This is a genomic window from Polynucleobacter sp. UB-Raua-W9 (genome assembly GCF_018687435.1).
Classification (GTDB): domain Bacteria; phylum Pseudomonadota; class Gammaproteobacteria; order Burkholderiales; family Burkholderiaceae; genus Polynucleobacter.
Genome location: NZ_CP061290.1, coordinates 1,423,764 through 1,449,071, shown reverse-complemented (window position 1 = coordinate 1,449,071; position 25,308 = coordinate 1,423,764). Strand labels below are relative to the sequence as shown.

The following is a 25,308-nucleotide window of genomic DNA, read 5'->3' as shown; positions in this document are numbered from 1 at the left end:
ATTTAATGACTTTAGACTCCATCAATTCCCCAGACGATTTAAAAAAACTGACTCGCGAAGAATTGCCTGCGCTTGCCGATGAGTTGCGTCAATTTGTATTGGATTCAGTATCCAAAACTGGCGGACACCTTTCCTCTAATTTGGGAACAGTAGAGTTATCAATTGCGCTGCATTATGTTTTTGACACTCCCGACGATCGTATCGTTTGGGATGTGGGGCACCAAAGCTACCCACACAAAATATTGACTGGTCGTCGTGAGCGCATGAATACTCTTCGTCAGTTCAAAGGATTGTCAGGATTTCCACATCGTGCTGAAAGCGAGTTTGATGCTTTTGGTACAGGCCATTCATCAACCAGCATCTCTGCGGCGATGGGTATGGCTCGCGCCTTTCAAACCAAGGGTGAGCGTCATGTGGCTGTGGCGGTGATCGGTGATAGTGCGATGACGGGCGGTATGGCATTTGAGGCTATGAATAATGCAGGTGTATATGACGATCTTCCGTTAGTAGTCATTCTGAATGACAACGACATGTCGATCTCTCCTGCAGTGGGTGCGCTTAATCGCCACCTTGCACGATTGCTGAGCGGTAATATTTACTCTGCAACCAAAAAAGGGATCGATAGCGTTTTATCAATTGCACCCCCGCTGCGTGAGTTTGCAAAACGTCTTGAAGATCATGCTAAGGGTATGGTGTCACCTTCAACCATCTTTCAAGAATTTGGCTTTAACTACTTTGGTCCAATTGATGGTCATGATTTAGATGCCCTAATACCCATGTTGCAGAACGTACGCCGCCTGGCTTTAGAAGGTCGAGGTCCACAGTTCTTGCATGTAGTAACCAAAAAAGGCCAGGGCTATGAGTTGGCTGAAGCTGATCCCGTGTTGTATCACGGACCCAGCAAATTCAACCCTGAAGAGGGGGTAAAAAAATCGACTGCTACCAAGAAAACCTTCACCCAAGTGTTTGGTGAGTGGCTGTGCGATATGGCGCATGCAGATCCGCTATTGGTGGGCATTACGCCAGCCATGCGCGAAGGTTCGGGGTTGGTTGAATTTGAGAAAAACTTTCCGAAGCGTTACTACGACGTAGGCATTGCTGAGCAACATGCAGTGACTTTTGCGGCCGGTATGGCATGCGAGGGTATGAAGCCTGTAGTGGCCATCTATTCCACCTTCTTACAACGCGCCTACGATCAATTAATTCATGATGTGGCTTTGCAAGATTTGCCAGTCTTGTTCGCGCTAGATCGCGCTGGTTTGGTTGGCGCTGATGGCGCAACCCATGCGGGTGCGTATGACATTCCATTCTTACGCTGCATCCCAAATATGTTGGTGATGACACCAGCAGACGAAGCAGAGTGTCGTGATCTGTTGACTACAGCATTCCATCAGCCTCATCCAAGTGCAGTGCGCTATCCAAGAGGCGCAGGTGTTGGCACTATTCCATCCAAAGAGCTACGCACATTGCCATTTGGTAAAGGTGAGATTCGTCGCCAATCCAATGCGCCTGCTGGACATCGCGTAGCCATTCTGGCGTTTGGCACTTTGCTTTACCCAGCACTAGAAGTGGCCGAGAGTATTGATGCGACGGTAGCGAATATGCGTTTTGTAAAACCGCTGGATATTGACTTGATCAAATCTTTAGTGGCCGATCATGATTATTTTGTAACGCTTGAGGATGGCGCTATTGCCGGCGGCGCAGGCAGCGCTTGCTTGGAAGCGCTTTCCATTCTCGGAATTCATAAACCCCTCTTGCAATTAGGTCTTCCCGATCAATTTATTGAGCATGGGGACTACAGCCTGCTGATGAGTAAGTGTGGCCTGGATGTAGAAGGTATTGCCAATTCAATTAAGCACCGTTTTCCGGCTGTATTAGCGATAAATTCCGTGGTCGCAGGCAAATAAGCCCGTTTTCCTTGAAAATAGAGCCATGAATGACATGAATCCCGCCTTTTTGAAAGCCAGTGCAATGCCTGACGTGCAAGCCACTTTGGATGAGCGCGCCTTGTCCATTGAGCAGGTCGGCATTCGTGGCGTGCGCCATCCATTAACCATTCGCAGTAAGAGTGGTAATTTTCCTTCAGTAGGCACTTTTGAAATGGATGTGGCATTACCTGCGCATGTGAAGGGAACGCATATGTCGCGTTTCATGGCACTCTTGCAAAAACAAAATATGGCTGTTGACAGCACGACAGTCGTTGAAATGATCAGTGATATGCTGCCTTTGCTTGATGCTAAAGAAGGCCACATTCAGTTTACGTACACTCACTTCGTTAAAAAAGCAGCGCCAGTGTCCGGTGTTGAAAGCTTGATGGATTACGAGGTGACTTGGATAGCAACCGCCAAACAGAATGACGCTGGAAAATTAGATATTGAACTCGGATTGCGCGCACAAGTCCCAGTCATGAGTTTGTGTCCTTGCTCCAAAGAGATTTCCGAATTTGGTGCGCACAATCAACGTTCCCATGTCACCATGGACGTGGTGCTAGATGCGCAAACGAAGATGACAGTGGAGGACTTGATCACCGCTGCAGAGAGCGAGGCTTCTAGCGAGCTGTGGGGTTTACTCAAACGTCCTGACGAGAAGTGGGTCACCGAGCATTCTTATAGCAACCCTAAATTCGTAGAAGATTTGGTTCGTGATGTGGCTGGCAACCTCAAGGCTGATGAGCGTATCCGGTCTTTTATGGTTGAAGCTGAGAACTTTGAATCTATTCACAACCACAGTGCATTTGCCAGAATTAGTTTCGTAAAATAAGCCGCGTTAAACGCGCTGAAGATTATTACTTTGCAAATCCCAACGGGGTTTGATATCAAAGGCTCCAGAGCTTGTGGAGCCATTATTTTCAGCAAGCAAACGTAGCGCTCCAGCAAAAGCAATCATTACACCGTTATCAGTACAAAGTTCTAGCGGTGGATAGTGCACTTCAAATTCAAACTTCCTTGCTTTGTCATTCAGAGCACTTCGCAATTGCAAATTAGCACCCACACCACCAGCGAGTACTAAATGCTTACAGCCAGTGAGTTTGAGGGCCTTCTCTGACTTGCTTACCAGCACTGCAACAATCGAGTCCACAAAGCTGCGTGCGAGATCCGCATGAAATTGCGCTACCTCGGAAGGATCTGCAATCTGCTTCTCTTCAAACTTTTTAACTTGATTGAGAACGGCTGTCTTCAGTCCTGAGAATGAAAAATCCAAATCGCCAGAGTGCAACATGGGTTTGGGCAGATCAAATATTCCAACTCTGCCGGTATCAGCCAATTTAGAAAGTGCTGCACCACCAGGGTAATCAAGACCCAATAATTTGGCGGTCTTATCAAACGCTTCGCCAGCAGCATCATCTAAGGTTTCACCTAAAAGTTCATATTGCCCAATGTCGGAAACTTTCATGAGTTGGGTGTGGCCCCCGGAAACTAAAAGAGCAATAAAAGGAAATTGAGGCGTGGTCTGACCTAAGAGTGGCGAGAGCAGATGACCTTCTAGGTGGTGAACCCCGATGGAGGGCAATTTGAGCCCTTGAGCGAGGGATTTTGCAAAGGCGCCGCCTACTAGAAGGGCGCCAGCTAGACCGGGGCCTTGAGTGAAGGCCACCGCATCAATATCGCTTAATTTGAGACCAGATTGAGCTAAAGATTGGTCTAAAAGAGGTAAAACACGCCGGATATGATCGCGTGAGGCCAATTCTGGGACTACGCCCCCGTAATCTCGGTGCATGGCGACCTGAGAGTGCAGACCCTGCCCCAGGATGCCCTGGAATGCTGGTTTGCCCTCTTCCCAGGGGGTGGTGTTGTATAAAGCCACCCCGGTCTCGTCGCAAGAAGTTTCTATCCCTAAAACAATCATTTTTTGGCTTGGTCGTGCTAGAATCGCAATTCAGTTAATTTTTCGATATTTATCGAGCATATACGAGTTAAATAAGTATGACTACAGTCCGCCTCCGTGAAAACGAACCATTTGAAGTGGCATTGCGCCGTTTCAAGCGCACCATTGAAAAAAATGGTCTTTTGACAGACTTGCGTGCCCGCGAGTTTTACGAGAAGCCAACGGCTGAACGTAAGCGTAAAAAGGCTGCTGCTGCAAAACGCCATTACAAGCGTATTCGTAGCCAAATGTTGCCTAAAAAGCTTTACTAATAGAATCTAAAAGCTCTCCTCACCGAGAGGCTTTGAAACCCGCTGACGGTGAAACGCAGCGGGTTTTTGCTTTTTAATCGTTACATACATTCAAGATCAGGAAAATGCTATGAGTCTGAAAGATCAAATCACTGAAGATATGAAAAATGCAATGCGTGCAAAAGAGACTGCACGTCTTGGCACCATTCGTTTGCTACTAGCCGCTATTAAGCAGCGCGAGGTTGATGACCGTATTGTTTTGGATGATGTTGCGGTGATTGCGACTATTGAAAAAATGATTAAGCAACGTAAAGACTCGATTTCTCAGTTTGAAAAAGCCAGTCGCGATGATTTAGTAGCAATAGAAGCTGCTGAAATGACAATCTTACAAACCTACTTGCCTGCGCAACTGTCGGATGCTGAGGTTGAGGCGGCAGTTGCTGCAGCAGTTGCCTCTACGGGGGCTGCTGGTCCACAAGACATGGGTAAGGTGATTGGCGTTCTCAAGACTCAATTGGCTGGTAAGGCTGATATGGGCAAGGTATCTGGCTTGGTAAAAGCCGCACTCGCCAAGTAAGTAACTCAGCGACTAGCTAACTCAATCAAACAGTTTCATACTGCTAGCCTGATGGCGCTTATTCCACAATCCTTCATAGCCGATCTTTTAAATCGGGTTGACATCGTTGATGTGGTTGGGCAGCACGTAAAGCTAAAAAAGGCTGGCGCAAACTACCAAGGTTTGTGCCCCTTTCATTCAGAGAAGTCACCTTCATTTTCAGTTTCACCTACAAAGCAGTTCTATCACTGCTTTGGTTGTGGAGCCCATGGATCTGCCATTAGTTTTTTGATGGAGTATTCAGGACTTGGTTATGTCGATGCGATTGAGGATCTTGCGCGCTCTGCAGGCCTGGATGTGCCTCGTGAAGAGCGTACCGCTAATGATGTTGCAAGACATCAGCAAGCGATGGCTTTAAGTGAAGTGATGAGTTCGGCTGCGGATTGGTATCGCCAGCAGCTTAAAGGGAACACGCGAGCTGTAGAGTATTTAAAAGGGCGTGGCCTGACCGGTGAAATCGCCAAACGTTATGCGCTTGGTTATGCGCCCGATGGTTGGCAAGGTCTTGAGGCGGTATTTGGTCCGTATACCAATGACGAAATAGCAAAGACCTTGGTAGAGGGTGGCTTGCTTATTCAGGGTGAGCAGGCTGAAGGCGCTGTACTAAAACGCTACGATCGCTTTCGGGATCGTGTCATGTTCCCCATTCGCAATCCCAAAGGACAAACCATTGGCTTTGGTGGCCGCATTCTGGATCAAGGTGAGCCTAAGTATTTAAATTCTCCAGAGACTCCACTCTTTTCAAAAGGCAACACGCTCTACGGATTATTTGAAGCAAGACAAGCCATTCGTGCACAAGAATATGTCTTAGTGTGTGAAGGCTATATGGATGTGGTTGCACTTGCGCAATTGGGCTTTCCCAACGCAGTAGCAACCTTAGGGACTGCGTGTACTGCAAACCATGTGCGCATGCTACTTCGGCAAACTGATAAGGTGGTTTTCTCATTTGATGGCGACTCTGCTGGTCAACGTGCCGCCCAACGTGCGCTTGAAGCATGCTTGCCGCTCATGTCTGACGATAAAGAAATTCGTTTTTTATTCTTGCCAACCGAGCATGATCCAGACAGTTATGTTCGTGCCTATGGTGCGCCTGCTTTTGAAAAAGTGATCAAGGAAGCCATGTCGATCTCAAGCTTCTTCTTCAAGATTGTGAGCGAGGAGCATGAACTGACAACCCCGGAGGGTAGGGCGCATACCCACCATGCCGCTAAGCCGCTCTTACTCTCAATGCCGCCAATCGCATTGCGGACTCAGATTTTGCGTGAGCTGGCGATTCGCACCAACACTACACCGGCAGAGCTTGAGGCGTTTTGTGGTTTAACTGTGGCGCCCGCCCCTGTTCAACAGCCTGCCTATCAGGCGACTCAAGCGAGATCGCAAGGTAATCAAAATACCTTTGCCAATGGCAATAGGCAAGGCGCGCCTTGGCAAGCATTCAAAGGCTCTGCAAAACGCGTTGCTACACAAAATATTGAACCGCCTAAGGCGCCAACCGATTTAGCGGAGCAAATGCTGCGTGTACTGATTCAGTTCCCGCATTTGGGTAAGGCGTTGGATAGTAATCAGCGTGCACTTGCTCTTAAAGCCGCTGAACAACGATCGGCAAAAGCCCATTCCTTGATGCAAGACCTTCTCTCTCAATGCGATTTAGTTGAATGGATTCCAGGTGAGGGCGGTAAGTCCGCAACAGTAGGTGCTGGCGCTTTTGCAATGTTTCAAGATCAACTGTCGCGCAGTGAGCTTGCGCCTCTATATGAGGTCCTCAGAAATCGAGTGATGGGCTCTGATCTAGATCTTGATGGCGCAACGGCAGACATGGAAGGAGCCTTTAAAAAGCTGGAGCTAAACCATCTGAAACTAGAGATGACTGAAATTGCCCAAAAGATCGCCGCAAGCACTGCCAATGACCAAGATCGGGCTAGATATCGTGAATTGGGCGAGAAACTGAAATTCTCCTAGGAATTTACGCAAGTACCCCTAGAAATTGCCTGAAATTACCCTATATTTTTAGCTATTCAGGGCTTAGAAAAGTCGCAATCGACTATAATCCTCTGTTCCCAAGAAAAAAATGAATTAATTCAGCTACTTGCGCTTTATTTTGATGAAATTTTGGGTAAGTAGACTACGGGGCTGTATTTCATCAGTCGATATCAATAACAGTAATGTGAGTAAGTGCTAATAAATGCCTAATACCAAGACCAAAAAACCAGTAGCTAAAAAAGTAGTGGCTAAGCCTAAGGCTCCAGCTAAACCAGCACCTAAAGCAAAAGCTGCTACCAAACCAGCCGCCAAGAAAGTGGTCGCTAAGCCAGCAGCCAAGAAAGCTGCTACCAAACCAGCGGCTAAGAAAGTGGTCGCTAAGCCAGCAGCCAAGAAAGCTCCAGCTAAACCAGTGAAAGCTGCTGCCAAGCCAGCAGTGAAGGCAAAAGCCCCAGCCAAACCAGTAGCTAAGAAAGTGGTCGCTAAGCCAGTCGCCAAAAAAGTTCCAGTCAAGCCAGTAAAAGCTGCCCCAAAGGTAGCGCCTGCGAAGGCTGCTAAGGCAGAGTCAGCAAAAAAAGGCAAAGCACCAGTAGCACCAAAAGTTGAAGAGATTAAAGGTAAAAAAGCTAAGCCAGTTGAGCTTGTTGCTCCTGTAGTCGAAGAAGAAAAAAAGCGCGGTCGTAAAGCGAAGCCTGAGGCTCCTACTGATGGCGCTGAACCAGTTCTAACGGATCGTCAAAAAGCACGTGAGCGTAAGGCAAAAGAAAAAGCACTTTTAAAAGAATTTGCGGCACAGCAGTTGGGTACTGAAGAGCAACAAGAGTTACGTCGTGCTCGCTTGAAGACCTTGATTAAGATGGGTATGTCCAAGGGTTACCTAACCCATGGCGAGATGAATGATGTGATGTCTGATGAGTTGTCTGATGCTGATGCATTAGAGACTTTGATCAGCTTGTTAAACGACATTGGTATCACTGTTTACGAGCAGGCTCCAGACGCAGAGACATTAATCCTCTCCGACAACACGGCAGCTGCGGCCTCTGAAGAAGAGGCTGAAGAAGAGGCTGAGGCAGCCCTTTCTACAGTGGATTCAGAATTTGGACGTACAACTGACCCAGTGCGTATGTACATGCGTGAGATGGGTACAGTAGATTTGCTGACTCGTGAAGGCGAGATCGTTATTGCCAAGAAGATTGAGGCTGGTCTCAAAGACATGGTGATGGCCTTAGCTGCTTGCCCAGTCACTATTAGTGAAATCTTGAGCAACGTTGACAAGATTGCTAGCGGTGAGATGGAGATTGATCAGTTTGTTGATGGTTTAGTTGATCCAAATGCAGAAGATATTAAGTTGGGGCCTGAAGAGCCAGAGATTGATCCAGATGCCGAAGAAGGTGAAGATGAGGGCGATGATGAAGGCGGCGGTGGCGGCGGTGCCGCAACAGCTAACGCCAAACAGCTTGAGGAATTAAAACAAATCTCCCTCGAGAAATTCGCGATTGTTCGCACACAAGCCGACAAGATGCGCCGTGCCTTTGATAAAGAGGGATATAACTGTCCAGCCTACATTAAGGCGCAAGATCTGATTCGTGGTGAACTCTTAGGCTTCCGTTTAACTGCGAAAAGTGTTGAGAAGTTGTGTGACACCATGCGCTCGCAAGTAGACCAAGTATGGAAGCTTGAGCGTGGCATCGTGAACTTGTTAGTGGATAAAGTTGGCGTCAATCGTGGAGAAGTATTAAAAGAGTTTCCTAAGATGTCTATGAACCTGACTTGGACTGACAAGTTACTCAAAGAAAACAAGCCGTATAGCGCACTCTTGCAGCGTAACGTGCCTGCGATTCAGGAACTTCAACAGAAGTTAATCGATATTCAGAAGAATGTCGTTATTCCACTTCCAGAGTTGAAAGAGGTAAACAAGCAGATGATTGCGGGTGAGAAGCGTGCCCGTGAAGCAAAGCGTGAGATGACTGTAGCCAACTTACGTTTGGTAATCTCTATTGCCAAGAAATACACTAACCGTGGTTTGCAGTTCTTGGATTTGATTCAAGAAGGCAATATTGGTTTGATGAAGGCGGTAGATAAGTTTGAATACCGTCGTGGTTATAAGTTCTCCACCTATGCAACCTGGTGGATTCGTCAGGCGATTACCCGATCTATTGCCGACCAAGCACGTACGATCCGTATTCCAGTTCATATGATTGAGACGATCAATAAGATGAACCGTATCAGCCGTCAGATCTTGCAAGAAACTGGTCATGAGCCAGATGCTGCAACTTTGGCACTGAAGATGGAGATTCCGGAAGACAAGATTCGTAAGATTATGAAGATTGCTAAAGAGCCTATCTCTATGGAAACGCCAATCGGCGATGATGAAGATTCTCATTTGGGTGATTTCATTGAAGATGGCAATACCTTGGCTCCAGCTGAAGCGGCCCTTCACGAATCCATGCGCGATGTTGTCAAAGACGTTCTGGATTCGTTAACACCACGTGAAGCAAAAGTATTGCGCATGCGCTTTGGTGTTGAAATGAGCACAGACCATACTCTTGAAGAAGTTGGCAAGCAGTTTGATGTTACCCGTGAGCGCATTCGTCAGATCGAAGCTAAGGCCTTGAGAAAAATGCGTCATCCTAGCCGCAGCGACAAACTCAAGACCTTCCTCGAAGAGGATTGATTGAAGGATTAACGGGCCTATAGCTCAGTTGGTTAGAGCAGAGGACTCATAAGAAAGAAGCCCTAGGGGTCTTGTAACAAAGACCTCAATAGATTCAAGAGGTTAGTGGTGAATTAGGTGGTCAAAATTGCTTACACACCGCTTACACACCGGAGCAAAAACCGAGGTGTGTAGTAAATGCGGTTTTAGTGTGGTTTTGAAGTGGTAAGCACCAGCAGTAAGGTGTGTAGTAAAAACAGTTTTAGGGCCCATAGCTCAGTTGGTTAGAGCAGAGGACTCATAGCGAAAGTTGTGCCTTATGTGTGGAAACTGCATAAGGGATGGTGTCAAATTCGGAGAAAGCTAAAGGTAGTTAAAAGCTACACATGCTAACGCCGAGCCAAGCTTCAGTATGAAAGTGCTGTTGAAGGTGTAGAGACTAGACGGCACCCATCTAAGTTGAGCAATCAATATGATGAAGGCATAGTCCAGGGAGTAGTGAAAGCTACACAAACCGGAATCCTTTGGTCCCAGGTTCAAGTCCTGGTGGGCCCACCAGAAAAAGCAAACCCTCATCAGCAATGGTGGGGGTTTTGTCTTTTGTCAGAGGACTTTTAATATAAATGATGGCAATATGTAGGTACGGATAAGTTACGGAATATCTAGATGGGCGATAACAATTCACTAATAAATTTAGGCGACTTATCTGGAGCCGCCAAAGTATTGGTTGAAAAAATATCTGATGCAATTGGTGCTATTTATTTGCCAACCCAAATCAAAAGGGTTGCGGCAGCTGAAGCAGAAGCTGAAAAGATCAAAGCCATAGCGCAAATTGAGATATCTGAAATACAGCAAAGAGCTTTAGCGAGAGTCCTTCATCAGGAGGAGAGGAAGCAAGAGAACGTAGAGGCTATCTCAAAATTAGCCATTGAAAATTTGAGCCCAGATGCTCACCCAGAAAATATCGATCCTGACTGGCTCTCTAATTTTTTTGATAAATGCCATTTTGTATCTGACACAGATATGAGAATTATTTGGGGAAAAATTTTAGCTGGCGAAGCATCTAATCCAGGCATGTTTTCCAAAAGGACTGTAGCCCTAGTTGGCGGATTAGATAAGGCTGATGCTGAGTTATTCACTCAATTGTGTAAATTTTCTTGGATGGTGGGAATGCCATCTCCTTTGGTTTTTAATGAGCAAGATGCCATCTATACAAGCAAAGGTATTAATTTTGATGCCCTGACACATCTACAGAGCATTGGACTGCTCACCTTTAACAATTTAACTGGATTTGCAAGACAAAAATTACCGAAGCAATTTTTAACTATATATTTTGGAAAACGATTTGTGATTGAGTTTCCTGGGTCTGAAGATAATCAATTATCAATTGGAAAGATTTTGCTTACTCAAGCTGGACAGCAACTTTTATCAATTTCAGGGGCGCTACCAGATGAGGATTTTTCTGCTTACGTTATCAAGCAGTGGGTAGATGCAGGGGTGACTGCTTACAGTCCATACCCATGATTTAACCGTTACTTTAAGTAACGCTCAACCTTCCAGTAATCTCCATAAACCGCCACAATTAGCCACAAGTTCTTTTGGCTAAATTGACCTGAATTATTCAGCCAACTTGGTTGTCCTAGCTTGGTGTCAGAAGCTAAAGTATGTGTATGGCAACTAAAAAAGAAAGTACACATCAACTCATACACCGTAACCTAACCCTCTATCAACGCGAGCATAGTGCCGTATGGCAATGTCGCTATAGGGTGGATAACAAGTGGATACGGGCAACCACTAAAGAGACACGGCTTGGATTTGGCGATAATAGGGTTAAAGGGCCTCAGAGCGCATATAAGTACTATTTATTCAGGGTTTCTTGTCAATCCTTGACCAAAAACTTTACAATAATTTCATAAAACTTTACAATAATTTCATAAAACTTTACAAAAATAGACATGAAATTTGCCAATACAAAGCGCTCCCAAGAAATACGTCAGTTCTTGGTGGATGGCGTTAGAGCCAATCAACTCGATTTAGCTCATGCCGCAATGGAAAGGTTCGGCCTTACTAGGCAGGCTATCCATGCACATTTTGCAGCGTTAGTTAAGGATGGATTTTTAGCTTCCAGCGGTAGTACGAAGGCGCGTGTATATCAGTTGGGTGTGAAACGATTTCATGATGGCCTATTTAAATTAAAGGGGCTGGAGGAGTCTGAAGTCTATTCGCGTGATTTTGGTGAAATATTTAATGGCTTGCCTAAAGAAATTGCCAATATTTGCCATTACGGTTTTACTGAAATGCTAAACAACGCCATTGATCATTCAGAGGGTACTGAGGTCTACATCAATGTGGAAAGAACGCCCGATTCTGTTTCAATATCAATTGTTGATAATGGCGAGGGAATTTTTAACCATATTGCTAGATTATTAAAGCTGCACGATGCACGTGAGTCTATTTTGGAATTGAGCAAAGGAAAGCTCACTACTGATCCAAGTAATCATACTGGGCAAGGAATCTTTTTCTCATCCCGTGCTTTTGATGAATTCTTTATTTTCTCTGGTGATTTAGTCTTTACACACGCTGACGGTTCGGGAATGGACTTTTTACTTCATAACGAAAAAAGTCATCAAGGAACTAGGGTTGTTATGAAAATAGCGCTTAATTCAGAAAGAACATTGCGTGTGGTATTTGATAGTTTTAGTGGTACAGAAGACGAAGATTACGCGTTTAATAAAACCGTTGTTCCGGTGAAGCTGGCTCTATACGAAGGTGGCCAGCTTATTTCGCGCTCTCAGGCAAAGCGAATTTTAAATCGCGTTGATCGTTTTAAGACTGTACTGTTGGATTTTAAGGGTGTTGAATCAATTGGTCAGGCATTTGCAGACGAAGTGTTTCGCGTTTTTGTTAAACAAAATCCGCAAATTACCATTCACTCTATTAATGAGAGTCTTGAGGTGAAAAAAATGATTAAAGCTGCTCAAAGTAATTTGGGATAGAGACTAGACGGCACCCATCTAAGTCGAGCAATCGATATGATGAAGGCATAGTCCAGGGAGTTAGGAAACTAACACAAGCCGGAATCCTTTGGTCCCAGGTTTAAGTCCTGGTGGGCTCACCAGAAAAGCAAACCCTCATCAGAAATGGTGGGGATTTTGTCTTCTAAATATTGCCTTATGATCAAGGTTTAAATCTCATCAAGGAAGTTAATGAATACATTTGATGTAATCCGCGAACGCAGGGCTGTTAAGCATTTTGACCCAAGCCATGAATTTACTAAGCAAGAGACTGACCAGCTGTTAGATCTCGCTATGCAAGCGCCATCTTCATTCAATATCCAACACTGGCGTTTGGTGAATGTTACTGACAAGGCCCTCAGAGCTCAGTTGCGTGAAGCTGCAAATAATCAAGCTCAAGTTACCGAGGCATCTTTACTATTTGTAGTGACTGTTGATATCAAGGCATGGGAAAAAGATCCTGCCCGATATTGGGTCAATGCTCCTAAAGAAGCTCAAGATATATTAGTTCCCTGGATTCATCCTTTTTACGCTGGTAAAGAGCAACTACAAAGAGACGAAGCAATGCGCTCTGCTGGAATCATGTTGCAAACCATGATGCTTTCAGCTAAAGCAATGGGCTACGATTCTTGCCCAATGGTTGGTTTTGATTTTGACAAGGTTGCGGAGTTGATTCATTTGCCTAAAGACTATGCCATTGCTGCGATGTTGGTAATTGGCAAGGGAATTAAACCAGCATGGCCAAAGCCAGGATTTATCCCTAAATCAGAAATGATCATTGAAAACCATTTTTAAATTCAGGTCTTTTTTGAATTGAGCTTTTATCCAGGATCAAGTTCTGGTAGGGCTGCCAATGAAAACAACGACTTAGGGAGAAATTCCTAAGTCGTTTTTCTTTCCATGCCACTCGGTGTGTAAGCAATCTCCTGACATCGTTCACTTCAACACCAATAAGCATATAGGTTTGCTAGTTAAGCAATGAGCTATTTGTAGGTTGTGGTTAATCAATATTGCAAGTGCTGATGGCTTCGGATGAGATCAATCCCAAAATAAACATCGATATAAACTAATCGACATTTTTTATTTTGATTCAACAATGAGTTGAAGGCGCGCACCAGATTGATGAATGCTGCACTCTTATCGATGAATGCCGCACTAAATGAATGCAATTGGACTCGTTTGTAGTGCAAGCGCATGTAAGTATCAACCCTAATAAAAATATTTAATGGAGATTGATAGTGACTAACCCTGTAGTTCAGCTTTCATTGGATTCAATACATAAATCATTCGCCAGCAAAGGCGGACCAGTTCCCGTTCTTAACGGACTCACATTTGACGTGATGGAGCAGGATTTTTTGAGCATCATCGGGCCTAGTGGCTGCGGAAAGTCAACCATCTTCAATATCATCGCCGGTCTGCTAGAGACTGATAGCGGCAATATGATCTATCGAGGCAACAAAATTCAAAGCCTAAGAGGTAAGGTGGGCTACATGATGCAAAAAGATCTGCTGTTCCCATGGCGCACAGTTCTTGAGAATGTCATGCTTGGATTGCGGGTGCGTGGCGAGGATGATGCTAATGGAGTGGAAAAGGCAAGAGACTATCTCAATACTTTTGGCTTATCTGGATTTGAAAAAGCTTACCCTCAAACTCTATCAGGTGGTATGCGACAGCGCGTTGCACTCATTCGTACTCTCCTAATGGATCCTGACATCCTCTTGTTGGATGAGCCATTTTCAGCTTTAGATTACCAAACCAGGCTGTACCTTGAGAGCGTTTTGTTAGATGCCGTAGCAAAGTTTAAAAAGACAGTCATTCTGGTCACTCACGATATTGATGAAGCTGTCGCTCTATCTAAACGGGTAGTTGCTCTAAGTACCAGGCCCACCCTAGTAAAAAATGTGCATCAAATTGATATTGAGCGCTCCTCGCCAATAGAGGCTAGATCGCATAAAAATTTCGGAGAATATTTTCATCTGCTTTGTTCAGAGTTGGATATCCAAACTAGAAAGGATGAAGTGGTATGAGTCAAGAAAAGCGCAATATGAGTCAAATGCTGGATACGGGTCTTGGAAAGTCCCTAATCCAAATCTTATCAGTGGTCATTTTCTTTGCTATTTGGCAAACCCTGGCAGAGTTTGGGCTTATCTCAGAGTTTTTAATTGGCACTCCGTTTGGTATTTGGAAGCGTTTTATCGCAAGTGTGATGGATTACTCCATCTTTATTGATACGGGATACACACTCTGGGAGGCTTTATTGGGTTTTGTCATTGGCACCCTTGTTGGAACAAGCATTGGTTTGCTATTGTGGTATTCGAAATGGGTTTCTCAAATTGTTGAACCATTCATTGTTGCTATTAATAGCGTCCCAAAAATTGCCTTGGCTCCCATTATTTTGCTTTGGTTTGGTACGGGCTTAGGTGCTAAGGTTGTATTGGTCGTCTCCATGACAGCCATCATTGCCCTTATTGCGGCCCATCAAGCAACCAAAGAGGCTGACAAGGATTTGCAATCGTTGCTGTATTCGATGGGCGCTGATCGCAAGCAAATATTTCGTCAGGTAGTTGTTCCTTCTTCAATGCCAGCAATCGTTTCCAACTTTCGTATCAACGTGGGTTTTGGATTGGTTGGTGCGGTTGTAGGTGAATTCATTTCATCAAAGGCTGGCTTGGGACACATGATTTACAACGCATCAAGCTTGTACGAACTTAATTCAGTTTGGGTTGGTTTATTCATGCTCATGATCGTCGGTTTCTTTTTGTATCACGGTATTGATGCCTTGGAGCGCCTCTTATTCCCATGGCGCGATGATGCAGGACGTACACAAATTCGGATGTAATTTTTTTAATAATCTCACGGAGGTTTTTCATGAAATCGATTTATAGAAAGCTACAAGTAACGTTTGCGGCGTTAGCCATTGCTGGCGCGTCGTTTAGCGCAACTGCTGAAGTAAAAACAGTCACTATTTCTCAGGCATTTCAGTCGATGTTGTATTTACCCCTTTATGTCGCAATTGATAAAGGTTTCTTTAAAGACCAAGGTTTAAGTGTCATTAAAGAAACTGCAGGATCTCCTACCGCAGCATTATCTTCAGTCCTTTCAGGAAGTTCACAATTTTCAATCCATGGTCCAGAGTGGACTGCTATTGCTGCCTCCAAAGGTGCCAATGTTGGCGTGATTAGTAATGCAGTGAATGGTGCAGCCGTATGGATTGCAACAGCTCCTGATGTTAAATTTACTAGCATTAAAGATATCAAGGGTCAAAAAGTAGTGACTGGTTTAATGCCAACAACAAGCACTTCTTTATTCCTAAAGTTGCTTAAAGAAAATGGCATGAGTGATAAAGATATTGATATGATCCAAGTTCCTCTTGGTACTGAGCCAGCAGCCTTATTGGGCGGCCAAGCTAAAGTAGCAGTCTTATACGAGCCAGGCCTAGATCAAGTAGCAATTAAGGGAATGAAGGTTGTTTTGGGCTTCCCGAAAACTTATGGCGCTTACGCTTTCTCTTCCATTACTGCAATGAAGACTGTTGACCCTGTTTCTGCTCAGAGAATGGTTAATGGCATGGAAGTTGCACTTCGTTTTATGGCTAAAGATCCTAAGGGTGCAATCGAGGTTGCTAAGAAAGAATTCCCAACGCTAGATCCACAAGTAGTTGAAAATGCAGTGACTCGCATGATGAGTGAGAACGTGTTTCCTAAGAGCGTTCAAATTACTCCTGCAGCACTCAAAATTTCCATGGACACACAAATTGCCTTGGGTAATCTAAAAGAGCAGCCTGTATTTGAAAACTTCATTAACGAAACTTATATTCAAAACGCTATAAAACTGAAGTAATCGCGATTATTGATCAACTGGGGCGTATTTTTACGCCCCATTTCTTTGAATTAACTAAAAAATATGAAAAAAATAATTGGAATAACTGAGGCTTGTAACTTAATTGCTGCTAATCAATTAAAACCCATGGATGTGGTGCAAGCATCTTTTGATAAAGCGAATGAAGTGGAGCCGGTTCTCAAGGCTTTTGTCTCAAGAGCTTCAATGGAGTCAATGGCAAGGCAGATAAAGTCTGGCCCACTCTCAGGAATTCCAATTGCCGTAAAAGACATTATTAATACGTTTGATCTTCCAACGACCAATGGGTCACCTATCTATAAAGATAAAACTCCCGTTGAAGATGCTGCCATCGTTAAAAAAATTCGTAGTCTTGGCGGAGTAATTTTTGGTAAATCAGTTACCACTGAATTTGCATGGCGCAATCCGGGTCCAACGACAAACCCTATTAATGCAGAACATACGCCCGGTGGATCCTCTAGTGGATCAGCGGCATCTGTTGGTGCCGGGATTGTTCCTTTGGCGCTAGGTTCGCAAACACAAGGTTCCATCATTAGGCCGGCAGCATATTGCGGGGTAGTGGGATACAAGGCGAGCTATGGAGCAGTTTCCAAGTCTGGAGCTCACGCCTTGTCTTATTCGCTCGACCATATTGGATTTTTCACACGGTCAGTTGATGATATGGCGTTTGCTTTTAATAATTTAAAAAATAGTGATTCGTCTGACCCGGAGTTAATTGTTCTCCCCGATCTGGTATTTAGTGTCAACAGAGAATTGCCTATGTTAGATAAGCCGAAGATTGCCTTACTGGAAACGCCGCTAGATCATATGATGTCCGATGACCAAAAGCAGGCTTTGAAATTGGCCGCGCAAAAGCTTGAGGAGTCAGGTGCTGTCGTTCAAAAACTATCCTTGCCACAAGAGTATTGGGATGCGATTCAGGCAATGAATCTTATTATGGAATCTGAAGCCGCAGAAATTCATGCGGCTCATTCTGAAAAAGTAAATGATTTACTGAGCATTCATATTCAAGAGTTAGTAGCAAGAGGTTTACAACACAGTGCACCTGCCTATATTGCCGCCAAGTTTTTACAGAAAAAACTGCGTGCCTCTATCGGTGCTTATTTTGATGAATTTGATGCATTCTTAATGGCCCCTGCAAGTGGGGAAGCCCCAAAGAGCTTAGTCTCTACTGGCGATCCGATTTTCTGTGCTCTCTGGAGTTTTTTGGGAATTCCTTCGATCACTATCCCTGCAGGTAAGTCAAGGAATGGATTGCCACTGGGCATACAGCTGATTGGAAATTATCGAAGCGATGTCAAGTTACTTAGTGTGGCTAAATTTTCTGAGTTTGCTCTAGGTCATCACTCAAAAGTTTTTTGACTTTGAAAACCAAAGAATGGGGGAGCGTTTCTTGTGATCTTGTTAATTTAGTCACACAAATGCTCGCTCACCGATATTTAGGAGGCATAACCTCTTGAAATCCTAGTGGTTTTCTTTGAGCATCTACTTTCATAAATCCTTTGGCCCCAGATTTAAGTCCTGGTGAGCACCAGAAAAGCAAACCCTCATGCACAATGGTGAGGTTTATCTCTTTAGGCCCCTTGAATGAGCTGCTCAAATGCATTCACAAAGGACTCTGGGGCTTGAGCGCCTTGTAAGAGGTATTGATCATTCAGGATGATCGACGGAACAGAGCTGATGCCTGCGCCTGTATACGCAGCCTCTTCTTTCCTGACCTCATTGGCAAATTCATTAGCACTCAGAACTTCTTGCGCTCTTTGGGCATCTAAGCCAGCTCGTTTAACTGCATCAAGTAAATTATTCTGATCATCTAGGTTTACTGCCATACAAAAGTAGGTGTTCAGTAATTCTATTTTAAGAGCGGCCTGTTTTTGCAGGTCATATTCTTTGGCAACCCAGTACAAAAGGCGATGGGCATTAAAGGTGTTGTAAACCCGTTTCCGGCCTTCTGGATGAAATTCAAATCCAGCTTCTAATGCTTTGGTGCGAATATTGGCTTGATTGGCTTTGACTTGCTCTGCGCTTAAGCCGTACTTTTCAGTGAGGTGCTCAATGGCATCTTGTCCGCCCAAAGGCATATTGGGATTAAGTTCAAAGGGTCGAAAATGCACTTCAAAGTCTACCTTATCGCTTAGCTGGGCTATTGCTTGATTGAGATTGCCAAGTCCCACGGCGCACCAAGGACAAGCTATATCTGATACGTAGTCAATTTTGATAGTTGGCTTCATGTACTTGATTCTACAGAACTCCAGGCATCGCTTATTCGCCGTACATAGATCTACTATAAATAAAAATACCAACCCTGGGGCTAGTATTTTTGGCTCTTACTGGATATTTATTTGATCCAGCTAATGAAACTTTCTTTGGGTCTTCTCACCTTCTTGAGCTTAAGCAGCCAATCTTCATCAGATTTTCTGTAGCCTAGCGGGAGCATCACAACACTGCGCAACCCCTTTTCCCTGAGGTTCAGAATGGCATCGAGTGCTTTTGGATCAAATCCCTCCATTGGGGTGCTATCGACTTCTTCATAAGCAGCCGCAATTAATGCAGTACCAAGTCCAATGTAAACCTGTTTCGCAGCGTGCGTGAAATTGACTTCTGCATCTCTTGCTGGATAAGTTTTCAGAAGCATTTGACGATAAGCCGTTCCTGCCTCGCTGGTGAAGTTGCGGATTTCCTCAGTCATATCAAATGCATCATTAATACGCTCAGCCGTGTAGTTATCCCAGGCTGCAAATACAAGTAAGTGTGAGCAATCTGTAATTTGAGATTGGCCGTTAGCAATAGGTTTTATTTGTTCACGGATTTCCTGATTGGTAATTATCAGTACTTCATAGGGTTGTAGTCCGCTAGAGCTGGCCGTCAAGCGGATTGCCTCAAGAATTTGATCAACTTTCTCTTGGGGGACCATCTTTGATGGGTCCATTTTTTTAGTGGCATAGCGCCACTGCAGTTTATGAATGAGGCTCATTGATATTCCCTTATTTATATTGGAAAAGATAGGCCATTCTAGTTGAACCAGGCTTATTGATACCTTTAGCGATGTTCTTAAAGAAAATAGCTTATCAGTAATAATGCTCCTTTAGAATCAGCGTGTCTAAATGACTGCTTTTCAATAAATTCTAATTTTGGGCATGCATTAATCAATCTATTGCAGGAGTTCCCATGAATCAAATAATCAAGCAATTTCTCGCGCTATTGATATCGATCCTATTGATCATCGCGCCGCTCTCCAGTAATGCCTGCACTAGCTTTTTGCTAAAGGGGAGCGACAATGGATTTGTTTATGGCCGCACCATGGAGTTTGGGCTTGCTCTCAACTCTCAATTGACCGTGATCCCAAGAAATTTACCTATTGCTGGAGTTGGTGCTGATAGTAAGCCTGGGACAGGACTCAATTGGACTAGCAAATATGCAGTGGCTGGTATGAATGGTTTAGGTATGCCGGTTCTAGTCGATGGCATGAATGAAAAAGGCCTGGTAGGTGGCTTATTGAATGCTCCCAATACCGCCGTGTATCAGGCAGTTACTCAGGCCGACTCTGCAAACAGCATTGCCTCCATCCAGATGTTGATATATGCCTTGACTAATTTTGCGACCGTTGACGAAGTGAAGACCGGATTTCAGAAGATTAAAGTCAATCGCTCTATTATTCCCGCATACAACAATCAATCGGCACCCGTTCGCATGACATTGCATGATGCTAAAGGGAAGAGCATTGTGATTGAGTATCTCAAGGGCGAACTAGTAATCACTGATAACCCAACAGGTGTGATGACCAATGACCCAGCATTTCGGGATCAATTGAACAACATTGGTAATTATGCAAATCTGACTAGTGTTGAGAAGGATCCCTTATTGATAAATGGAATACGTTTTGTACCGCCAAGCTCAGGCAGTGGTTTACATGGCTTACCTGGCGATTATTTGAGCCCCAGCCGCTTTATACGGGCTTTATTTTTGACTAAGTCTGTACCGGTAAGCTATACAACAGTACAGCAAACGAACACTGCTTGGCATATTTTAGGCAGCTTTGATATTCCGCCTGGCGCCATTAGCTTGCCTGCAACAAACGCCTATGGTGGTGGTGCCGGTGGCATTGAGATCACAGAGTGGAGTGTTGTGGCTGATAATAAAAATATGGTCTACAGCCTCAAAATGTTCGAGACTACTAATATCTATTCTTTTGATATGAAGAAAATCGATGTCAATGCAAAAGAAATTCAATATTACAAACTAGACAAGCCGCAATCCGTCATCTCAGTAAATTAATTTTCAATATGAGCCATCTACTAAATCCAATGATGCGTTACGCATTAATCCTTTTGCTTGCTATTGCGGGATTGACCGCTTGTCAATCTACTAGTCAGAATGGCAAGCCGCTGACTGAGGCTGAGATTCTTCAAAAACGTCAAGCAACAATCAAGATGGCGCAGACGGGTCTTCAGGCTCTCATCAAACAAAACCCCGCAGTTCAGAAAGAAATTTCAGCAGCACCGGGTTATGCCGTCTTTAGCACCACCAACATTAATGTGCTGCTAATTGTGGTTGCAAGGGGTGAAGGGGTTTTATATGACAAGCGTCGCAAAGAGCCTGTGTTTATGCAAGCCTTAAAAACAGGCGAGGGATTGGGTGCTGGATATCAGGATCAGTATCAGATTGTGATCTTTAAAACGACTTCAGCGATTGATCAGTTTTTATTAAGCTCAATTGATGGTCAACGGGGCGGCATTGATATTGATGCTAATTTTTCTGCAGGATCTGGCGGCACAATTCGTTCGTTTAACCCCGATATTACTTTCTACACGGTTGGATTGGCTGGATATGATTTGCAGGCCAATTACGGGGGAACGCTATACCTTGTTGATCAGCAGTTAAATGATGCCGCTACGATGAATAGTCTGCCGAAGAAGAAGTAAAAATCTATAAAGCGGTATCCCTGACCTTTTCTACTGGTATTCCTCTATAGAAACCCTCTGTAACGAGAGTAGATTGGTAGTAGTCGTCACTACCTGAGGGGTCTATATGAGCAAGAATCCATTTGATGTGAGTGCAATACCAGGTCAGCAAAGAGCGATTGATGCTACCCAGGCTGCGGGTCGTGTCGCTTCTGAAAGTGCGCAAGCGATTGCACAAATTAATCAGCAGGCTGCCCAAGAGTTGGCTGCCCTAGTGCAGAAAAGAGTTTCTGAGCTGATGAAGACTCAGGATCCTCGAGCCGCTTTTGAATACGTACACGCCGAGGTTTTGCAGGATGCCGCTAAAGAAGTGACGCAATACCAAAATCAGTTGCTCAATGTTTTGAAAAGCGGCAACAAGGAGCTCGTCAAAATTGCAGAGGGTTTGATTCAAGAATCCAAGGCGGACTTGATTCATTTTGTAAATGACGCTACCAATAATGCGCCCATGGGGAGTGAAGCCTATGTTTCAGTATTTAAAACCTCATTTAACAATGCTTTACAAAATTTCGAGTTAATACGCGCTGCCATGTCTGACTCCTTTGCTAACTTTGAGAAGAGCGTAGAAAACGTTAGCAATCTATCGGCATCTACAGCGGCGTCTAAAAAGAAGTCTTAGGCCTCTTAGTATTGCTGCTGAAATTGAAGAGCGGTTTTGATGGTCTGAAAATGGATATCAACAGTTGATCCAATTTCTTTTCCATAACCACCCGCCATTGACATCGCTACAGGCAGGTTTCTATCTAAGGCGTGCTGGAAAACAGCTTCATCTCTCAAGCGCATTCCATCTTTACTAACTTTGAGTCTACCCAAACGATCATCCTCGTGGGGGTCTGCTCCTGCAAGGTAAATCAGGCAGTCTGCTTGGAAGCGAGTACTCAGTACATCTAGGCATTGTGCCAATGAACTTAAGTAGGTTTGGTCATCGCATCCATCTTGAAGACCTAAATCAAGATCGCCTTGCTCCTTCTTAAAAGGGAAATTATTTTCCCCATGAATGGATAGCGTAAAGATTGAGGAATCATTTTGCAAAATTGACGCGGTGCCATTGCCCTGGTGGACATCTAGATCAATAATCGCAATTTTTAACTTAGAATTGATTTCTTTCTGCAGTGCGCGCGCTGCTATAGCAGAGTCATTGAAAACACAAAATCCACTCCCCATATCGCGATAAGCGTGGTGAGTGCCACCAGCTAGATTGACGGAGATACCTTCCTCAAGTGCGGTTTTTGCAGCAGCAATCGTTGCACCAGCAGATCGGCGAGAGCGCTCTACCATTTGCTCGCTCCAAGGAAAGCCAATCTCTCTTTGAGCTTGTGGGCTCAGCTTTCCTTCAATGATATTGATGAGATAGTTTGGGTCATGGGCATAGAGAATTTGGGTATCACTTGCCGCAGGGGCTTCTACCAACTCTATATCGGTAATGGTATTTACGAGGTCCCGTAAGCGAGAATATTTCTCCATTGGGAAGCGATGTCCCTCTGGTAGCGGCAATACAAAATGGTCGGTATAAAAAGCCTTCACACTTCGCTCGAATATTGCTGCAGGATATTCAGAGGAACAGTTTCTAAGGCTTTGATATGGGTGCTCTCCAATTTGATTAAAGGAGCGCAGTGTGCATTAACAGCCTCTACCCAGCGATTAATGCAAAGACACCACTGATCTCCAGCAACCAAACCTGGAAATTGATACTCGGGTCTGGGGGTAATAAGGTCATTACCCTTTTCAAGGCTAAATTGTAGAAATTCTTTGGTCACTACCGCGCATACTAAGTGACTACCCACATCTTCTTCATTGGTTTTGCAGCAGCCATCCCTAAAGAATCCGGTGAGTGGGTCAAAGGAACAGGGAATCAGAGGCTCCCCAAATACGTTTAAGGCAACTTCTTTCTGCATAGCATCCTTCGATTGTGTTGTTAACAGCCAGTTTATTCAATAAGGCTTAAACTTGCTGAGCCATGAAATCACTAGAAAAACTCACACTCTTTTACGATGGCACTTGTCCCTTATGCCAAGCAGAGATTCTCTTTTTATCCAGAAGAAATCAGGCGGGCTTATTAGACTTTGTGGATATTAATTCTGAGCGCTTTGATTCTGACAAGATTGGCATCTCCTGCGAGCAGGCCTTGGCTGCGATGTATGGTCAATATGCCAATGGAGTCTTGATACAGGGAGTCACGGTTTTTCCGGAGGCATATCGTCGGGCAAATCTGCCATTTTTAGCCTGGGCATTTTCTAGAAAATCATTGCAACCAATATTGCAAGTGGGCTATCGTTTCTTTGCTAAAAATCGCCATGCAATTTCTAGCTTGTTGGGTCCGGCAGCCCTGCATTTAGTCAAAGCGACAAGCCCAAAGAGTGCTCCATGAGATTACTCAAGATTTTTATAGTGTTCTCTAGCGCTTTTATTTTCATAAGCTCCAGTGGCTTTGCCCGCGATATCACATACATCGATAGCGTTTTAAATCCGGCGAAACTACAGGGCAGTGGCAGACTCAATTGGTGGGGGTTTCATGTCTATGATGCAACGTTCTATCGAGCAGATACCCTATCTTCCGCGGAGTTTGCGTTAGATATTCGCTATCAAAAATCATTTACGGGCACCTCTATCGCCAATCGAAGCGCCGAAGAGATGAAAAAAATAGGTGTTTCTGATCACCAGGCGGCGCTATGGGGTAGAGAGCTTGCCGGTATCTTGCCAAATATTGAGTCTGGTCAGAGTTTGACGGCGATCTATACGCCAAAACTGGGAACAGTTTTTTATCATGACGGTAAGCGCATTGCTCAAATTTCTGGCGCTGAGTTCTCAAAAGCGTTCTTTGGTATTTGGTTGGATCCTAAAACGAGCGTACCCAAGTTGCGAAACGAATTACTGGGCCAAGGTTGCCCACCACCCCTTTTTAATGAGGCTTGCTAAATGAACCCCTATTTTTCTTTGAGATCTCTTGTAATGATTGCCAGCACAATCTTGCTGTTAGCTTGTTCCGGGCCTCATGTTCAGCAATATGCACATGAGAAGCCGAGCTTGGAGCTCAGTGAGTATTTTTCAGGAACCATAGATGCTTATGGAATCTTTACAGACCGCAGTGGCGAGGTAAAGAAGCGATTTACCGTTCTCATCAAAGCAGATTGGAAAGTTGTCAATGGCAAGAAGGTCGGGACCCTGGATGAAAGCTTTGATTATTCTGATGGCACCAAGCAAAAGCGTATTTGGACTTTGACTGAACAATCCCCAGGAAAATACATTGGCAGGGCAGATGATGTAGTGGGTGATGCCCAGGGTGATTTAGCTGGTAATGCCCTGAACTGGACTTACACCCTTGCTTTGCCAGTGGATGGCACGATTTATCACGTGCAATTTAATGATTGGATGTATCTCGTAAATCCCAAGGTAATGCTCAATAAGGCCAAAATGAGCAAGTTTGGCATTGAGCTTGGGGAGGTTACCCTGAGCTTTTATAAGCGCTAAGCAGACACCCTCAATTTGTGTCACACTTTCTGTGCGGCGTCATAGAGGGGGTCATAGTACCCCCAAAAAATTGAAGAACCCATGGAGACAAATATGAAGACAAATTTAAAAAAAGTTGCGATTGGTTTATCTGTATCAGGACTTTTGGCTTTAGTAGCATGCCAATCGATGGAGCAGGGCACGGGCCAAAAGGCAACTGCCAGTCTAGACTCTCGATCAGGATCTAAGGCAAAGGGTGAGGTTAATTTCACCTGGCAAGGTAATAATGTCTTAATCAATGGAAAATTTTCTGGGCTAAAGCCAAATGCGGAACAAGGTTTTCATGTTCATGAAAAAGGTGACTGTTCTGCTCCAGATGCTACTAGCGCTGGCGGCCACTTTAATCCAGAGACTAAAGCCCATGGCATGCCTAATAGCGATATGAGCCACGCTGGCGATTTGCCCAACATCAAGTCGGATGCGAATGGTGATGCTACATATACAGCGACACTGCATGGTTTTGCTGTGAATACTGGCCCCAGCGGAATTGTGGGGCGTTCAGTGGTAGTGCATCGCGATCCTGATGACTACAAGTCACAACCGGCCGGTAATTCTGGGCCACGTATTGCTTGTGGCTTAATCAAGTAAGTCATCACTTAGGATA

The 25,308-nt window shown here is 44.6% G+C and carries 25 protein-coding genes; 20 read left to right on the top strand and 5 right to left on the bottom strand.

The genetic code is table 11. The annotated features are described in order from the left end of the window. Positions 1–5: 5 nt before the first annotated feature. Both dxs and folE2 read left to right on the top strand, forming a co-directional pair. The gene (gene dxs / locus AOC07_RS07450; RefSeq protein ID WP_215357362.1) at positions 6–1,907 is read left to right on the top strand and encodes a 1-deoxy-D-xylulose-5-phosphate synthase; all 1,902 of its coding nucleotides are present in this window, start codon (positions 6–8) and stop codon (positions 1,905–1,907) included. 25 nt (positions 1,908–1,932) lie between these two features. Continuing rightward, entirely contained in the window at positions 1,933–2,760 is an 828-nt protein-coding gene (gene folE2 / locus AOC07_RS07445; RefSeq protein WP_215357361.1) for a GTP cyclohydrolase FolE2, read from the top strand. A 6-nt stretch (positions 2,761–2,766) separates the two neighbouring features. Here folE2 and tsaD read toward each other — a convergent pair whose 3' ends face one another. Then, positions 2,767–3,846 carry a tRNA (adenosine(37)-N6)-threonylcarbamoyltransferase complex transferase subunit TsaD gene (gene tsaD / locus AOC07_RS07440; RefSeq protein ID WP_215357359.1) on the bottom strand — a complete coding sequence of 360 codons (1,080 nt, stop codon included), beginning with the start codon at positions 3,844–3,846 and terminating at the stop codon, positions 2,767–2,769. A gap of 77 nt (positions 3,847–3,923) precedes the next feature. Here tsaD and rpsU point away from each other — a divergent pair, with 77 nt between their 5' ends. From rpsU to AOC07_RS07385, 11 genes are all read left to right on the top strand, one after another. Continuing rightward, positions 3,924–4,136 (top strand): 30S ribosomal protein S21, encoded by a 213-nt coding sequence (rpsU, locus tag AOC07_RS07435; RefSeq protein ID WP_011903537.1) that lies wholly within the window; start codon positions 3,924–3,926, stop codon positions 4,134–4,136. A 109-nt stretch (positions 4,137–4,245) separates the two neighbouring features. Further along, on the top strand, positions 4,246–4,692 hold the full coding sequence (locus AOC07_RS07430; protein WP_215357357.1) for a GatB/YqeY domain-containing protein: 447 nt from the start codon (positions 4,246–4,248) through the stop codon (positions 4,690–4,692). 51 nt (positions 4,693–4,743) lie between these two features. Continuing rightward, positions 4,744–6,690 carry a DNA primase gene (gene dnaG / locus AOC07_RS07425; protein WP_215357355.1) on the top strand — a complete coding sequence of 649 codons (1,947 nt, stop codon included), beginning with the start codon at positions 4,744–4,746 and terminating at the stop codon, positions 6,688–6,690. A 223-nt stretch (positions 6,691–6,913) separates the two neighbouring features. Further along, a complete protein-coding gene (gene rpoD / locus AOC07_RS07420; protein WP_215357353.1) occupies positions 6,914–9,385 on the top strand; it encodes an RNA polymerase sigma factor RpoD in 2,472 nt (823 codons plus the stop codon). Positions 9,386–10,087: 702 nt separating this feature from the next. Continuing rightward, positions 10,088–10,888: a DUF2806 domain-containing protein gene (locus AOC07_RS07415; protein WP_215357351.1), complete on the top strand. Its 801-nt coding sequence runs from the start codon at positions 10,088–10,090 to the stop codon at positions 10,886–10,888. A gap of 431 nt (positions 10,889–11,319) precedes the next feature. Further along, a complete protein-coding gene (locus AOC07_RS07410; protein ID WP_215357349.1) occupies positions 11,320–12,360 on the top strand; it encodes an STAS-like domain-containing protein in 1,041 nt (346 codons plus the stop codon). Between the two features lie 210 nt (positions 12,361–12,570). Further along, the gene (locus AOC07_RS07405; protein ID WP_215292781.1) at positions 12,571–13,173 is read left to right on the top strand and encodes a nitroreductase family protein; all 603 of its coding nucleotides are present in this window, start codon (positions 12,571–12,573) and stop codon (positions 13,171–13,173) included. A 443-nt stretch (positions 13,174–13,616) separates the two neighbouring features. Beyond that, complete coding sequence (locus AOC07_RS07400) at positions 13,617–14,405, top strand: ABC transporter ATP-binding protein (RefSeq protein ID WP_215292779.1); 789 nt, start codon at positions 13,617–13,619, stop codon at positions 14,403–14,405. Further along, positions 14,402–15,217 carry an ABC transporter permease gene (locus AOC07_RS07395; protein ID WP_215292777.1) on the top strand — a complete coding sequence of 272 codons (816 nt, stop codon included), beginning with the start codon at positions 14,402–14,404 and terminating at the stop codon, positions 15,215–15,217. Before AOC07_RS07400 ends, AOC07_RS07395 begins: the two co-directional genes overlap by 4 nt. A gap of 29 nt (positions 15,218–15,246) precedes the next feature. After that, a complete protein-coding gene (locus tag AOC07_RS07390) occupies positions 15,247–16,218 on the top strand; it encodes an ABC transporter substrate-binding protein (RefSeq protein ID WP_215357348.1) in 972 nt (323 codons plus the stop codon). 63 nt (positions 16,219–16,281) lie between these two features. After that, the gene (locus AOC07_RS07385; RefSeq protein WP_215292773.1) at positions 16,282–17,598 is read left to right on the top strand and encodes an amidase; all 1,317 of its coding nucleotides are present in this window, start codon (positions 16,282–16,284) and stop codon (positions 17,596–17,598) included. Positions 17,599–17,810: 212 nt separating this feature from the next. On the opposite strand, the gene AOC07_RS07380 is transcribed toward AOC07_RS07385, so the two are convergent. Together AOC07_RS07380 and AOC07_RS07375 are read right to left on the bottom strand one after the other, a co-directional pair. Next, entirely contained in the window at positions 17,811–18,467 is a 657-nt protein-coding gene (locus AOC07_RS07380; RefSeq protein ID WP_215357347.1) for a DsbA family oxidoreductase, read from the bottom strand. A 107-nt stretch (positions 18,468–18,574) separates the two neighbouring features. Continuing rightward, positions 18,575–19,210 carry an NAD(P)H-dependent oxidoreductase gene (locus tag AOC07_RS07375; protein WP_215357346.1) on the bottom strand — a complete coding sequence of 212 codons (636 nt, stop codon included), beginning with the start codon at positions 19,208–19,210 and terminating at the stop codon, positions 18,575–18,577. A gap of 194 nt (positions 19,211–19,404) precedes the next feature. Here AOC07_RS07375 and AOC07_RS07370 point away from each other — a divergent pair, with 194 nt between their 5' ends. The 3 genes from AOC07_RS07370 to AOC07_RS07360 all read left to right on the top strand — a co-directional run bounded on the left by AOC07_RS07370 (position 19,405) and on the right by AOC07_RS07360 (position 21,816). Then, complete coding sequence (locus AOC07_RS07370) at positions 19,405–20,511, top strand: linear amide C-N hydrolase (RefSeq protein WP_215357345.1); 1,107 nt, start codon at positions 19,405–19,407, stop codon at positions 20,509–20,511. 8 nt (positions 20,512–20,519) lie between these two features. Then, positions 20,520–21,158, top strand: a complete 639-nt coding sequence (locus tag AOC07_RS07365) for a hypothetical protein (RefSeq protein WP_251371660.1) — start codon at positions 20,520–20,522, stop codon at positions 21,156–21,158. Between the two features lie 106 nt (positions 21,159–21,264). Continuing rightward, positions 21,265–21,816, top strand: a complete 552-nt coding sequence (locus tag AOC07_RS07360; protein ID WP_215292766.1) for a phasin family protein — start codon at positions 21,265–21,267, stop codon at positions 21,814–21,816. A gap of 5 nt (positions 21,817–21,821) precedes the next feature. On the opposite strand, the gene AOC07_RS07355 is transcribed toward AOC07_RS07360, so the two are convergent. Both AOC07_RS07355 and AOC07_RS07350 read right to left on the bottom strand, forming a co-directional pair. Beyond that, a complete protein-coding gene (locus AOC07_RS07355) occupies positions 21,822–22,721 on the bottom strand; it encodes a histone deacetylase (protein WP_215357344.1) in 900 nt (299 codons plus the stop codon). After that, positions 22,718–23,092 carry a DUF2237 family protein gene (locus AOC07_RS07350; protein WP_215292763.1) on the bottom strand — a complete coding sequence of 125 codons (375 nt, stop codon included), beginning with the start codon at positions 23,090–23,092 and terminating at the stop codon, positions 22,718–22,720. The genes AOC07_RS07355 and AOC07_RS07350 overlap by 4 nt, the downstream gene beginning before the upstream one ends. Before the next feature lie 62 nt (positions 23,093–23,154). Here AOC07_RS07350 and AOC07_RS07345 point away from each other — a divergent pair, with 62 nt between their 5' ends. From AOC07_RS07345 to AOC07_RS07330, 4 genes are all read left to right on the top strand, one after another. After that, complete coding sequence (locus AOC07_RS07345) at positions 23,155–23,565, top strand: thiol-disulfide oxidoreductase DCC family protein (RefSeq protein WP_215292761.1); 411 nt, start codon at positions 23,155–23,157, stop codon at positions 23,563–23,565. Next, positions 23,562–24,113 carry a chalcone isomerase family protein gene (locus AOC07_RS07340; protein ID WP_215357343.1) on the top strand — a complete coding sequence of 184 codons (552 nt, stop codon included), beginning with the start codon at positions 23,562–23,564 and terminating at the stop codon, positions 24,111–24,113. Before AOC07_RS07345 ends, AOC07_RS07340 begins: the two co-directional genes overlap by 4 nt. 33 nt (positions 24,114–24,146) lie before the next feature. Next, entirely contained in the window at positions 24,147–24,665 is a 519-nt protein-coding gene (locus tag AOC07_RS07335; RefSeq protein ID WP_251371659.1) for a DUF3833 domain-containing protein, read from the top strand. A 93-nt stretch (positions 24,666–24,758) separates the two neighbouring features. After that, positions 24,759–25,292, top strand: coding sequence for a superoxide dismutase family protein (locus AOC07_RS07330; protein ID WP_215292755.1), 534 nt, complete (start codon positions 24,759–24,761; stop codon positions 25,290–25,292). Positions 25,293–25,308 lie beyond the last annotated feature (16 nt).